This is a genomic window from Streptomyces sp. H39-S7, from assembly GCF_027158205.1.
In the GTDB taxonomy this organism is placed as follows: Bacteria; Actinomycetota; Actinomycetes; order Streptomycetales; family Streptomycetaceae; genus Actinacidiphila.
Genome location: NZ_JAPVLU010000044.1, coordinates 62,756 through 76,053 on the forward strand (window position 1 = coordinate 62,756; position 13,298 = coordinate 76,053).

Genomic DNA, 13,298 nt, shown 5'->3' on the forward strand with positions numbered 1-13,298 from the left:
CTCCCCTGTCCCGCCGTCCACCGATTCGGAGTACCCCCTTCTTGTCCCCTCGCCCTCTCGTGCTCGTCGTTTCTCCCGGCGATGAGACCTTTCGTTCCTACTGTCTGGAGCAGGTGGCCACCGCCTACGACGTCGTCCTACTGACTGGCACCGAGCCGTCGTGGGAGAAGCCGTTCATCGTCGACCACGCCGTCACTGATCTCCACGACACCACAGCCCTGCGCGCCGCCGGTCGGGAGTTGGCAGCGCGTCACGAACTCGCCGGCGTCGTCACGTGGGATGAGTGGCACCTTGTCGGCACCGCCCGTCTTGCCCGTGCACTGGATCTGCCCTCGAGCTCGGTCGAGGTGATGCGGGGCTGCCGCAACAAGGCCACCGCGCGGACCCTGTTCGCCCGCCACAAGGTGCCCTCGGCCGCTGCCATGAAGGCCCGCACTCTGTTGGAGGCGGGCATGGCCACGATGATCGTCGGCTATCCCGCCGTCCTCAAGCCCACCGCGCTCGCCGGGAGCATCGGCGTGATCCGCATCGACCGCCCCGAAGAGCTACCCAGGGCCTTCGAGTTCGCCTCGGCCGGAGCCAGCCAGAGCCGCGAGGACACCGGTGTCCTGGTCGAGGAGTACCTCGACGGGCCGGAGGTCTCCGTCGAGTGCGTCACCCACCACGGGGCGACGACCGCCGTTGCGGTCACCCGCAAGCACCTTGGCCCCGCCCCGTATTTCGACGAGACCGGACACACCGTCGAGGCCGGCGACCCACTCCTCGCCCACGTCGGCCCGGTCGCCGCCGCCGCGATCAAAGCTCTGGGTATCACCGACGGCGTCCAGCACGTCGAGATGCGCCTGGTCGACGGTCGGCCCCGCCTGATCGAGGTCAACGCACGCATCGGCGGCGACATGATTGGCCACCTCGTCCACCTCGCCACCGGCATCGACCTGCCCAAGGCCGCAGCCGACCTCGCCTGCGGCCGTGCCCCCGACCTCACCCCCACACGGCGCGGGGCCGCGGGCATCCGCATGCTCTACCCGGACACCTCCGGCACCCTCACGGAGCGGCAGATCAACCAGCCGTTTGCCGCCCACACCCCGTGGCTGCGGCAGGTGCAGTGGGTCCGCCAGGTCGGCGACCCGCTCCTTCTACCGCCGGAGGGTGACCTGTTCACCGCCAGGGCCGGCTTCTACATCGTCACCGGCCGCGACACCACCCAGGTCAACGAGCGCCTCGACACCGCCGCCGACGAGATCACCGTGATCACCCGGGCGGACCGATGAGCCCCGAACCCGATCCGCGCTATGACATCGACGGGGACGTCTACGTCTCCCCGCGCTACCTCGCGGCCACCACAGCGATCGGTGACCCCGCCCTTCAGCCCCTGCTCGCCCTGGGCTGGGATCTCCAACACGATGACCTAGACGTCTATGTCAACGCCCCCGACCGGCGGGTCCGCCTCGGCTACCTCCCCGAAGGCGAGGACGACGGGCTGTGGCGTATCAACGCCTACAAGGACCCTTTCGGGCCGCCGGGCTGGGGTGTCTGCTTCAACAACCGCGTCCCGACCGAGTTCGTCCACGCCTTCACCACCGCCCTCGCCGCAGCGTATGAGCAGGGACCGGGCGCCTACCTTGCCCGGCCGGTCGCCGACAGCGTCGATCACGACCCCTTCCTCGCCGTTGTCCCTCTCCTCAAGCAGAACTGGCAGATGGAACGACCCCGCTGGGGCGCCTTCGCGATCCAATCACCCGAGGGGCTCGCCGGCCTGGAATTCACCACCGGCGACCTCGACCCGGAAGCCGAGCTGACCACGCGCGACGCCCGCTGGCAGCTGTGGGCCGGCACATCCTTCGACCGCCCCGCCTGGTACGCGACCGCCAGCACCGACACCCCTGTCGCCCTGCTTACCGCCCTCACCCAGTGCGTATCGGACCCGGCCCCGCTGCCCCGATGGCGAGAGGACACCTACAGCTACGTCAAGGGCATGGCCCAGCTCACCCCCATCCTCCCGCCGGAACCGCCAGCGCCCACCCCGCTTGACGTCGACGGGGCAACCGCCCGCCGACCGGCCGCGCTCCCTGCTCCCAGCGTCCCGCGCTGGAGCACCACCAGCCGGCCAGCCCTCCCAGGCCCGCGTCGATAGCGCCGGCCCGATCTAGACCGGAGAGCATTCTTTGTCATTGCAGGCCCCCGAGTTCTTCGCCGAACTGTGCCTCCCCTTTCACCACAGCACGATCGTCGGCGCCACGTACCTCGCCATCCCGGTCCCGGACGCACCGCTGCGGCTGCGCATCGCCTTCGCCGGCACCATCCACGCGGACACCTACGGCGGACTGCGCCTGGCGGTCATCCACCCGGACCGCGGGCAGATCGACGCGGTGGCCCTCAGCTTCCTGGACCACGGCACCTTCCACCGCCGCGACGAAGCCAACAACACCTCCCCGGGCAGCAGTCGATACGGCACATTCGATACCCGCCACCGCCCGGGCCGTCCGCCATGGGAGGGCGCCGCTACCACCAGGCTGGTCGATGCCATCCAGCAGTACACCGAAATCTGGTTCCCAGGCGCCTGGCGAGCTGCCGCGGCACGGCGTGCCGCGGGCCGAACCGCCCACAAGGTTCCCGCCCCGCAGGCCACGCACGCCGGGGGCCGCGCCCGCTGAACCGCGCCAGCGTTCCGCGGCGCCACCCTCTTCCGGGCCGGCCGCCCGCCCGGCTGTTCGCACGCCACTGCGCCTCCTGTGGCCCCGCGTGGGCGGGACCCGATGTGCCTCCCACCCCCTCACCTCTGATCAAGGAGCTTTCCTTCTCGTGCATGCTCGTATCGCCCGCGGTGCCGTCCGATCCGCTGCCCTGGCCGCTGCGGCGGTCGGCACCCTCACCTGGGCCCCGGCTGCAACCGCCCAGCCATCCGAACCGACACCCTCTTCCACCACTTCGCCGCTCCAGCCCCCGGCAACCGATGACGGCAGCGTCGCGATCACCACGAACGACGTCGCCGGGGATGCGCTCGCCGGCGCGGGGTTCCTCCTCCTCGATGCCACCGGCCAGGAGGCCGGACGAGGGACGACCGACGCACTGGGCAAGGTGCTCTTCAACGAACTTGCTCCCGGCGTGTACCGGCTGAAGGAGACGTCCTCAGGGAGCCCGCTCCACGACGTCGTCGCCGACCAGGACGTCATCGTCACCCCCGGCGCGACCACGCGGCTGACGATCACGGATCCGTTCAAGGCCGCCACGGTCCTCCTCCAGGTCAAGGATGAGAAGACCGGCCAACTCCTGCCCGGCGCCACCATGAACATCGGCAACGGTGACAAGACCCTGCTTGTCCTCACCACCGGGCCGACGGGCACGGCTGGCGGGGAACTGCCGGTGACGAGCCGCTCGACCACCTTCTGGATCAGGCAGATCAAGGCCCCCGCCGGCTACGACATCTACAAGCCCGCGAAGTCGTTCACCGCCGGTCCCGGCGCGCGGGTCACCGTGACCGTCACCACCGCCAAAACCGCGACCTCCCCGAAGCCCGACCCGTCAGGGAAGCCGACGAACAAGCCCACCACCACCCCTTCCACGCCGGGGAATACGCCGAGCGATGGGGGCCCCGGCGGGTCGACGACCAGCCCCACGCACACCAGTACGCCGGCCGCCGACTCCTCGCCCGCCCCCGCAACCGGCCCGAGCAACAACGCGGCCCCGCCCGCTGCCCCGCTCGGCTCTCTCGCCCACACCGGAGCCGGCGCGACCGCCTGGATCCTCAGCACCAGCGGGTTCCTCGTCGCCGCAGGCGGAGGCGCCTTCCTCGGCGCCCGCCGCCGCAGGACAGCCGAGCCCGAGCAGGACAACGACGGCGAGAGCAGCTAACGCACGATCACCCCTCGACCAGCAGGCCCCCGGGATCTTTCCTTCTCCCGGGGGCCTGCGTCGTATCCCGGCGTCCGCCGCCTGCGCTCACGCCGTCCGTCACCTCCGCAACAAGGTCGCAAGGAACGCCTACAGTCCGGCGCAGGTGCGGACCGGCCGGTGGAGCCAAGGGTGGCGATGCCGGGTGCGGTTGCGTAAGGATGCTGCGATGCACGAGGAACCCTTGGAAGAGTGGGCACGCCGACGCGAGGAGCGTCGAGATGCGTCGAAGGGGAAGTTGCGGGCCGTGCTGCTCGCCTCGGGCCCGAACCGCGGATCCCACGTGGAGCCGGACGCGCCCCGGGTGATGCAACGGTGGAGTGGCACGGAGTGGGAGACGGTCGGTGTCGTCGAGGACCTGGCCGCCGCGAAGGCGCTGCTTCACCCGCCGCAGCTGGTGGAGGTGAAGCCTGCGCAGCGGGACCGGCCGTCTTGTGGCAGGGGCCCGGGCCGGCATCGACGGTCGACTCCTGCAAAGGAGCAGGACGGCTGAACCGTGGGTGCGGGCATCCTCACGTTCCGGCGGGCCACCGCAGACGGGGATCCGGACTACCTCAATGTCACCCCCTTCTTGCCCACCCCGGAGGGAGGCTCGATGACCCGCCACGCGGGGAGAAGGATTCGGTCGTGCCAGTTCGAGGGTCCGCCCCGACCATCTTCGTAGGCCAAGGACAGCAGTTCGCTGGGGGCAGACAGGAATGATCCGCGAAAGACTGGCCAACGCGGGCAGGGGCATGTCAACGTAGGGGCTGGTGTAGGAAACGCCAGGTCAGAGAAGTGTCTGCTCAAGGCTGTGCCTTCTGGTCGGCCCGGATCCCCTGCCACCGTCGAGGCCCATGGCCTGCAGCGGTGGCAGCTCGGCTCGGGGCAGCGTCGAGGGCTTTCACCTGATCCTGGATGACAGGGATGGACTTGCACGTCGGCTGCGAGGACGGCCGTTTCTACGTCGGCTGGTTCCCACCCGGCCGCCCCGCACCAACGGCGAGGGATGGTAAGTCCCGGGCCCCGGCATGGCCAAGGTGCGTGGGTACCACCTGTCCTTCGACACCCAGTCGCCGGCCGACATCGTTGTTGCCGCTGTGACGCGCTGGCGACTTCCCTGCGCTGAGAACACCGGAGTCGCTCCGGTTGCCGGCAGCGCGACAGTCCCACCACTCACCGCTTTCCCTCGCCCTGGAGGCTGCCCGTGACGCATACGGAGTTGACCGTCGGCGATCTCATGGACCGTTTGTCTGCCTGCGACCGGGACGTTCCGGTCCGGCTGGCGATGAACCCGTTCTTCCCCATGGCGCACCGTCTCGCGCAGGTCGTGCCGTCCGTGGACGAGACCGGTCGTCCCGTCGTCTACCTCGCGGAAGGGGGTGATGCGGACACCCAGCTCGGTCATCTGCCTCCCGAGGTCGCCGTCGCTCTGACCTGGCAGGGTCCTGTCCAGGCACCCCCGCGCCGCCCTCGCCGCACCGCAAGCGGTCAGTAGAACCGCACCGAGCCTTTGGAGGCGCTCCTGCACCCCGAGTATCCGATCGACCCGGCCGCCCCACGCGGTGCCCAACCCGCCTACTGGGTCGGCCCCCGACACCTGGCCGGTGACGACAATCGTTTCTACGACGCCGTTGCCGACGCCCTCGCCAGCCAGGGCTGGACGAGCCTGACGATCGTGCGCGGACGGCGTGAGCTGGACGAGGCGGAAGGGGACCGGCAGGTCCTGCGCAGCACCGTCCTGCACATCAGCCCCGACACGCTGCGCTGGGCCCAGTGGGTTCTGGCGGATGAGCCGTTCTACCTGGGGGACCTGCCAATCGCCTGGCAGGTCTCCGCTCGCGCGGATACCAGCAGCCCGCTCGCCGCGTGGTCGGCCTACTTCACCCCCGATGTCCCCGGGGAGGTCCTCGTCGACTTCCTCGTCGCGCTCGACGCCCGCGAGCAGCCCGCCGTGCCGCTCGTCGGCCCCGAGATGGTCCTCGACGCAGTGACCGGGCACGGCTGGCTCCGTGACATCGACCAGCCCCACACGGGAGCGATGGACCCGTCGTTCACCTCATACCTCAGCCTCGGCGAGGTGCCGCCCCTCATCCAGGACGCAGACCCGCGCGCCCTGACCGCCGAGGCCGGTGAGGCGGGCCGGGCCGGGTGGCAGGCGTGGGCCGAGCCCGCGCTGGGCGCACCGTGCCTGTGGGCCGCGTCATTCGGCGCCAGCGTGCCCCACGATCTCGTCGCAGCCTTCGCCGCCTCCCTCAGTTCGACCGCACCGGTCCTGCGCCGGGTGCTGCCCGAGGCCACCCGCGAGCGACTGCTCCGGGCCCCGGCCTAGCGTTCGAGGACACTCTCGATCTGACGTATGGAGCCCGGTCTTCCCCAAGGGGAAGACCGGGCTCTCTTGTTTTCTGGCGCACGCATGGGCCGTGAAGTCAGGGACCCGCTCCTTGCGTCATCGTTACAACGTGCTGCTGCCCCGACCGCGAAGGCGGGGGCAGCAGCACGTCGGGGGCCGGTCAGCCCGCTGCCGTCGCCTTGTTGAGGGCCATGTCGAGATGGCGGTCGAACCAGGCCCTCCAGCCGGGACTCCACAAACCTGCGCCGCCACCGACCCACCGTGGGCGCCGACGTCCCCAGCTCGGCAGCCACGCGTTTGTTCGACGCGTCCTTCGCGCAGGCCAGCACGGTCCTTACCCGCAACGCCAGAGCCTGCGAGGTTTTCGCCGACGAGGCCAGCGCGTCAACTGTTTGTGGGTGGCGATGTGAAATTCCAGGAGGGCGGCCAACCATGTGCTGGCTCGTGGCCATGAGAGGTCAGGGGCACGGACAGTTCGTCGCTGCCTGGAGGCGGAAGATGTGGGTGCCCGCACGTAGTGGCCGGTCCCGCGGCTACTGCAAGACGCGGAGCTCACAGGTGTTGCTCCAGGCCGCCAGATGAGCCGGTCTGGACATTGCCCTTGAGGTGCCTGGCCGCGTGGGCGTCGCTGGCCGGCACCACGGCGGACTTCGTCGTGGCGATCACTCTGGGGAGGGAGCGGAAGAGGGCAGACGCGGAAGCCGATGTCTCACCCGTCCTTTTTGGGTTCCGCCGCGTTGCGCCAGATGGTGAGGTCAAGGCTGATGTATGTGCTCGGGTCAGTCTTGGGCGACCTGCCATGGTAGGTCGCCACGGCGATGTGTCCGGCGTTGCTCAGTACGCAGAACTGCGAGCCGTTGCTGAGTTGGTCGAGGTGGATGGTCTCGGTGTAGCGGGTTTCCGAGCGGCAGGTGTCCAGCGAACCCTTCTGCGCGTTGTTCAGGAGGACCAGCTTGCCGTTGCCGGTGCCGATCTCGTCCTGCTCCACCACGTTGGTCCTGCGCGGATGGAAGTACAGATCCCCGTCATTGGAGAAGGCCCCAGGCGGGCCGTCGATGGGACGGGGCGGGTTGTCCGCCAGCATGAGGTGATAGCTGTCGGGCAAGGTGATGCCCTTGTACGTGGCGGCCTTCGGGTCCGGTTGCTTACCGTTGGAGGAGGCTCCCCCTGAGGTGGTTCCCGCCGAGTTGCTGGCTCCCGGCGACTTGGACTCGTCCTTGCCGGAGCCGTCCGGCAGCAGTGCACGGATGACGACGAGCCCAACGACTGCGGCCACCACAGCCCCGACGACGATCAGACCGCGGGGCTTCTTCGTGAGCGGCAGATATCCGGTGGTCGGGGGGTGACCGGGCCCGGCCGGTTGCATGCCCGGCCTGTTCGGGACGGGCCGGGCGGTGGCCGGGTCGAAAGCGGTCGGCGCGTGCGGATCAACTGCGCCAGGCGGCGGCACGTGCGGGGAGTATGCGGTGGGCGTCGGTGCGGCCGGAGGCGGCGTCCGCGCTGGCTGGGGAAGTTGACGGCGCTCGGTGAAGGCCCCGGCCAGCGTCTGCGGCAGCCAGTCCTCACCCTGCCGCAGCGGGTCGGGGGAGATCTCCTGGCACCGCTCGATGATCTCGTTCAGGGCCGGCCGCCCGGCCGGGTCACGGCTCAGGCACCGCGCCACCAGCGGCCGAAGCTCGGGGGGCAACCGGCTGAGATCGGGTTCCTCGTGCACGATGCGGTACAGCACCGCATGGGAAGGGCCGTCGCCGTAGGCGGGGGCCCCGATCCCGGCGAACGCCGCGATCTGGCCGAGGGCGAAAATGTCGGTGGCGGCAGTGACAGTACCCGACGCTGCCTGTTCGGGGGCCATGAAGGCCGGGGTGCCGATGCTGACGCCGGTGGCGGTGAGGGCGGTGGCGTCAGCGGCCCGGGCGATTCCGAAGTCGATGACGCGCGGACCGTCCGAAGCGAGCAGCACGTTGGCGGGTTTCAGGTCCCGGTGCACGATGCCCGCAGCATGGATGACGTGCAGGGCCTCGGCGACCCCAACAGTCAGCAGCAATACACTGCGCAGCGGCAGCGCGCCCTGCTGCGACACGGCGTGTGCGAGTGAGGGTCCGGGAACGTAGGCGGTGGCGAGCCAGGGCTGCGGACCGTCTGTGTCGCAGTCGATGACCGGCGCCGTATACAGGCCCTGCACACGCTGAGCGGCGTGCACTTCCTGCTGGAACCGGCGCCGGAACTCGGGATCGCCGCTGAGTTCCGACCGGATCACCTTCAGCGCGAGCGGCCTGCCGCCGGGCGTGTACGACAGGTACACCTTGCCCATACCGCCCTCGCCCAGCACAGCCACCAGACGGTATCCGCCCACCACAACCGGATCGTCGCCTCTGAGCGGCAGGAAAGGACTCGCCGACGGTGCGCCGCTCAAATCTATCCTCCTGTTAAGGGCAGTTCGGACTCTGCCGATGCCTGACTGCACCAGTGAGCGTATCGAAGTGGCGCCGCACACATCCGCCCCCGCGGCAACGGTTTCCAGCCATTTGGGTCGTACCACGAGCCCGAAGGATGCGTGGAGCAGGCGCTGGGAGCGCTGTGGGTGGCCGCTATGGTGAGGCACCGCGGCGCGTCAGGTCAGCGGGCAACGCGAAGCCAATGACGCACAGTTACGGGACTTTGTTCCGTCCTACGTGGCCGCGGACCGGGACTTCCCAGTGGACACGAAGGTGTTCCCGCTCGATAGTCTGTAAGGACCCGGCCGCCCTTCGGGCGCCCCGACCTGTCGGCATCGACCAGGCCGTCCAGCCGGGACTCCGCGAACCGCTTCCATCACTTGCCCACCGTCATCGCCGGCACACCCAGATCCGTGGCGACGGGCGCGCCGCTCGGCGCCTCACGCCGTTCGATCGACCCAAGGCCGACGGCATCGCGCCCTCCTCGATCAACAACAAGCCGTCCGCTGCCTGCCCCCACCCCTCCACGATCATGCTCCGCACACGAAGAAGCCCCCACTCGTCGAACAACAACTCCCTTTGCCACAACGCACTCAGTCTCCAGACCGGCGGGGGGAGGCTCGTGTTTTCGGCCGGTCTTCGGCCTGAACTGTGGCTCTTTTTCCCGCAGCCCGCACCGTCTGCGTCCGTAGATACTGCTGGTCATGATGAGATCAAGGGACGAACGGCTCCTCGCCACGCTCACCGCAAGTCTCTTCCTGATGCTGGGAGTACAAGCCGTTCCCGCGTCCGCAGAGGTTTTCTGCAACCACGGCTTCTCAGTCGATGGCGCTATGTGGACGGAGTACACCCAGACACCCGGCGTACAGCAGAACCTCGGCTGCCCCATCTCCGACGAGCTCGCCCTTCCTGACGGCGTCGGCCGACGCCAGGTCTTCTCGGGCGGGTCGATCTACTGGAGCCCCGACACCGGGGCACACGCCGTCTGGGGCACTGTCGGCCAGAAGTGGGCCGAGTCCGGCTGGGAGCGAGGCAACATCGGATACCCGCTCACCGATGAGCTGAAGAACCCCGATGGTATGGGCGTTCGCCAGCAGTTCCAGCAGGCGACGATCTACTGGAGCCCCAGCTCCGGCGCGCACCCGGTACGCGGCACGATCGGACGGCTGTGGGGAGACAAGGGGTATGAAAGGGGCCCGTTCGGCTACCCGACGACGGACGAGTACAACGCCGACCACGTCGGAGGCAACGTCGATGACAACAAGGGCGTACGCCAGGGCTTCCAGCGCGACCGGTACCTGCTGTGGAGCCCCGGCCAGGCCGACGCCTTCGAGACCTGCCAGACCCAGTGCGTCGGCTACCTCGGAGTGACCAATACGACCTGGGTGAAGCAGACCGAGGTGTACACCAACCTGGCCGACGGAAAGCGTTCCGTCCACGTCACCCCGACCGACGCCGCGTTCAAGGACGCCAAGGGCGACCTGCAGGAGAACTGGCGACAGGTGTGGTCCAACACACCCATGTTCCCGAACGCCACGCAGTCCGAGCAGAGCTCGACCTACAAGCAGCTCTACTGCCACGCGGCGTTTTCCTTCCCCAGCCCCGGAGGCGGCCACTTCGGCGGCCCGACCTGGGACCTGGAAACCTGGCGCGCTGACATTCCCTGGGATTCCGGGAAAATGCTCGCAGCCAAGTGCAACTGGGAGAACTGACGCACCACAAGGCCCATCGCTGGCCTCCTAGAGTTCTCGCGATAGTCGCGAAACCCCCAGTTCAAGGGTGCGAGGTTAGAGACCCGCAAGACCCGGACGGTGGGGCAGCGGGCGTTCGGCTCCTCTAGTGAGGCAGCCAAATCTAGGAGAACGTGAACTGTCCGTCAACGGGATGGGCTCGTCGACGACCTTCCCTGCGACAGGCCGTCCGGCGCAGCAGAGTGTGGCAAGATCCACGGGTTCGGATCGGTGGGCGGTTCAGGAGCGCTCTGGGAACCGTCCACCACCGGCACCACCCGGGCCGGGTGGTGCACCCCGGCCCGGGATGGCCCGGGGTGGTGATGGCTGGCGGCGTCACCGGCGGCCGGTCCAGGGAGCGGTCCACTCTTCGGCCTCGGTGGCACCACGAGGGCCGCACACCACGAACGGATCCCCTACGTCCTGTACGTCCTGGCGGTGCCGGTCATGCTGCCCGTCGACGGCGTCCCCCGCAGCCCGCCGTCACCACCGCCGGTGACCTGCTGCACTACGCCACCGGCCGCCACCAGTGGGAACGCCGATCGTGCGGCCAGGTCAGTACGGCCAACTCCGCGGCCTCAGGCTGGAGTTCTTCCCCTCGCTGCCGAGCCGCAGCCTCCCACGCCTGAAGCTCTTTCGGCAAAGACACCATGACACCCCACCTCCACCCCGCCACAGTAGGAGCCCGACGCGCCACCTCACACCAATCAGCATCTTTCCAGCTCAGCCCGTCCCCCGTGAGGATCCGCGCCCATCGGAGAAAGCCGCAGTCCAGCACGTCGTGTGGTCCAAGGTGCAGACAAGAGCAACGGCCTGCTCGACACCGCGCAGATCCACACCGATTGCGCCGGCGACATCATGAGCGACGACGCGGGCAAAGGAGAGCTCATCGCCTCCGCATTCGCGGACTGGAAAGACTCCAAGAACGGCCTGGTCACTGTCTACAACGCCAGCGGCGAACTACTGTCCAACGGCAACTACTGATCCCGCTCCAGGCCAGGCAGCCGCGAAGGCAGACGAAGCGCTGGTGCAGGGCACAGCCGTCGGATCGTCGACAGCCGTCGTCGGGGCGGCGGTACGGGGGCGGGTGTTCCACTCGCGGGTGAGCTGGGCGCTCGGTACCCGCAGGTTGAGCGCCGCGGTGGAGGTGGCGAGCAGGTGGGGGACGCGGCCGGCGGGGGACCAAGGTGGCGGGACGACGGCGGCGGCCGTGGTGATGGCCTGCTGCAGCCGCTATCCGTGGAGCTCGTTGGCGGGATGCTGTTCCAGTCCGCCTGGCGCACCTCGTACGCCAGGCGGATGACCTGGTCGGCCGACCTGGTAGCGGCCCGGTCGCACGCTCTACTTCACCCCGAACCCCCGGCTGGGCTCGCCGCATGTCAAGTTCGGCGCCGTCGGACGCTACGCGGTCAGCACGCGCTCCTGGACGCCATCACTGCCACCGGCAGCTCCCGGCCGCCGCCGTGCGAAACCCTGCAAATCCCCCACCAGACCGGCCGGGCCCTGCTTGTCCAGGTACTCCGCCGCGCGATGACTGCCACCTGCCGCCTGCGTTACCAGGCTGCGAGCAGGGGAATCAGCGGGCGCGTTCTGGGCCAGGCTCCCCAGGTCGTCGGCCCATTGCCGCAACGTGCCGGCCATGCGCTGCGTCTGCTCCTGCGCCTGGTCCGTCACCCGCTCCCGCAGTTCCTGTACCACCGTGCCGACCTGCTGCCGCGCCTCGCCCGTCACCGCCTTGACCTGGTCGGCAGCTGTCCCAGCGACGGCACTGGCGGCCTGCTTGGTCTGGTCGGCCGTAGCCGAACTCTGCTCTTTCGCTGTCTGACCCACGTGCTGCACACGCTCGGTCACCTCTGCGGACTCACCACTCATGGGCTCCTCCTACCACAACCTGAGCAGGAACCGGGCTGGCCGTTAAATCGCGCTCCCTTCGGCCCTGCCGAAGCCCGCGCCCCTGTATTCACTCTGATCAGTGTTTCACCCGCAAGCGATCTGCACAAAAGGGGAGAATTCTCCAGAAAGCATCCAGCTCGGCCGGATTCCCGGGAGGGATCGATCCTGCCCTGTCAGCGATGCCTGCCGCGCGCAACGCGGCCGACCTCGGCGGAGCCCGCGCGGGGCGGAGGACTGGCGTCCTCGGGAGCAGCCAGGTCAGCGGGAAGAGGCTGGGACGGGACGGCGTGCGGTGGATAGAGTTTCGGCGGGAGCGGGGCCGAGCCATCGGGGCGCTTGCGGGCGGCGGCGGCCTTGGCGCGGGCGAAAGCAGCGCGGCCCTTGCCTGCCGCCGCGCGGCTCAATTCGGAGTCGGCAATTCGCCGAACGGCGTCATGTCCGGCGATCTTCTGTCCGTTGTCCTGGGCGTTTTGAGTCACGTTCTCCCAGGCAGTTTGGCTGGCACGGGCACCGGTGCGACCCAGGTCCACCGCCTGGCGGATGCCCTGTTGTGCGGCGTCCCAGCCGGGCCGGGGCAGCGTGATGTTGCCGACGGTAGTGCCAGCGAGGTGGTCGGCGAGAGAGCGCCTGCGGCCCAGCAGGACAGGAACGGCGTTGGCCCAGAAGAGAGCTACCGCGAGCGCCCAGCACAGCACCGAGAACGCGAATGAGCCGCCGACGAGCACGCAGCAGGCCACCGCGAAGCAACCGACATCAGCCAGCGTGGTGACGCCGGCGCGGATCGCGGCCCGGCGGCGCCCGAGGCGACCCGGTTCGACGCCGGAGACGCGTAGGCCAAGCAACAGCTTGCCGAGCGTGCGGTTCGTCAGCGCGAGCGCCGTGAACTGGTAACGGTCTGCCCCGCGATTGATCGCGAGCGGCCGTGACATGACGGTGGCCGCGCGGGTTCTTGAGGTGTGAAGATCAAGCAGCGCCGCGCGCCGCCGGGCAGACCGCTACCGCGTGGGACTGTCAGAC

The 13,298-nt window shown here is 69.2% G+C and carries 13 protein-coding genes; 9 read left to right on the forward strand and 4 right to left on the reverse strand.

Annotated features, from left to right (window positions below):
* The first annotated feature begins 59 nt into the window (after window positions 1-59).
* The 7 genes from O3X23_RS33230 to O3X23_RS33265 all read left to right on the forward strand — a co-directional run bounded on the left by O3X23_RS33230 (window position 60) and on the right by O3X23_RS33265 (window position 6,202).
* The gene (locus O3X23_RS33230) at window positions 60-1,271 is read left to right on the forward strand and encodes an ATP-grasp domain-containing protein (protein WP_269276179.1); all 1,212 of its coding nucleotides are present in this window, start codon (window positions 60-62) and stop codon (window positions 1,269-1,271) included.
* Entirely contained in the window at window positions 1,268-2,134 is an 867-nt protein-coding gene (locus O3X23_RS33235; protein WP_269276165.1) for a DUF317 domain-containing protein, read from the forward strand. Before O3X23_RS33230 ends, O3X23_RS33235 begins: the two co-directional genes overlap by 4 nt.
* 31 nt (window positions 2,135-2,165) lie before the next feature.
* A complete protein-coding gene (locus tag O3X23_RS33240) occupies window positions 2,166-2,654 on the forward strand; it encodes a hypothetical protein (RefSeq protein WP_269276166.1) in 489 nt (162 codons plus the stop codon).
* A gap of 148 nt (window positions 2,655-2,802) precedes the next feature.
* Window positions 2,803-3,852, forward strand: a complete 1,050-nt coding sequence (locus O3X23_RS33245; protein ID WP_269276167.1) for an MSCRAMM family protein — start codon at window positions 2,803-2,805, stop codon at window positions 3,850-3,852.
* Between the two features lie 208 nt (window positions 3,853-4,060).
* The gene (locus tag O3X23_RS33250) at window positions 4,061-4,384 is read left to right on the forward strand and encodes a DUF6087 family protein (RefSeq protein WP_269276168.1); all 324 of its coding nucleotides are present in this window, start codon (window positions 4,061-4,063) and stop codon (window positions 4,382-4,384) included.
* Window positions 4,385-5,077: 693 nt separating this feature from the next.
* A complete protein-coding gene (locus O3X23_RS33260; RefSeq protein WP_269276169.1) occupies window positions 5,078-5,368 on the forward strand; it encodes a hypothetical protein in 291 nt (96 codons plus the stop codon).
* Between the two features lie 15 nt (window positions 5,369-5,383).
* Entirely contained in the window at window positions 5,384-6,202 is an 819-nt protein-coding gene (locus O3X23_RS33265; protein ID WP_269276170.1) for a DUF317 domain-containing protein, read from the forward strand.
* Here O3X23_RS33265 and O3X23_RS33270 read toward each other — a convergent pair.
* On the reverse strand, window positions 6,199-6,675 hold the full coding sequence (locus tag O3X23_RS33270; protein WP_331283972.1) for a helix-turn-helix domain-containing protein: 477 nt from the start codon (window positions 6,673-6,675) through the stop codon (window positions 6,199-6,201). The two genes, O3X23_RS33265 and O3X23_RS33270, sit on opposite strands and share 4 nt — an antisense overlap.
* A gap of 257 nt (window positions 6,676-6,932) precedes the next feature.
* Window positions 6,933-8,636: a serine/threonine protein kinase gene (locus O3X23_RS33275; protein WP_269276181.1), complete on the reverse strand. Its 1,704-nt coding sequence runs from the start codon at window positions 8,634-8,636 to the stop codon at window positions 6,933-6,935.
* 726 nt (window positions 8,637-9,362) lie between these two features.
* On the opposite strand from O3X23_RS33275, the gene O3X23_RS33280 reads away from it, so the two are divergent.
* Both O3X23_RS33280 and O3X23_RS33285 read left to right on the forward strand, forming a co-directional pair.
* A complete protein-coding gene (locus O3X23_RS33280; protein WP_269276171.1) occupies window positions 9,363-10,370 on the forward strand; it encodes a DUF2599 domain-containing protein in 1,008 nt (335 codons plus the stop codon).
* Window positions 10,371-11,171: 801 nt separating this feature from the next.
* A complete protein-coding gene (locus O3X23_RS33285; RefSeq protein WP_331283973.1) occupies window positions 11,172-11,372 on the forward strand; it encodes a hypothetical protein in 201 nt (66 codons plus the stop codon).
* 417 nt (window positions 11,373-11,789) lie between these two features.
* Here the strand turns inward: O3X23_RS33285 and O3X23_RS33290 are convergent, their stop codons facing one another.
* Complete coding sequence (locus O3X23_RS33290) at window positions 11,790-12,260, reverse strand: hypothetical protein (protein WP_269276172.1); 471 nt, start codon at window positions 12,258-12,260, stop codon at window positions 11,790-11,792.
* 194 nt (window positions 12,261-12,454) lie between these two features.
* A complete protein-coding gene (locus O3X23_RS33295; RefSeq protein ID WP_269276173.1) occupies window positions 12,455-13,210 on the reverse strand; it encodes an RDD family protein in 756 nt (251 codons plus the stop codon).
* Between the last annotated feature and the right edge of the window lie 88 nt (window positions 13,211-13,298).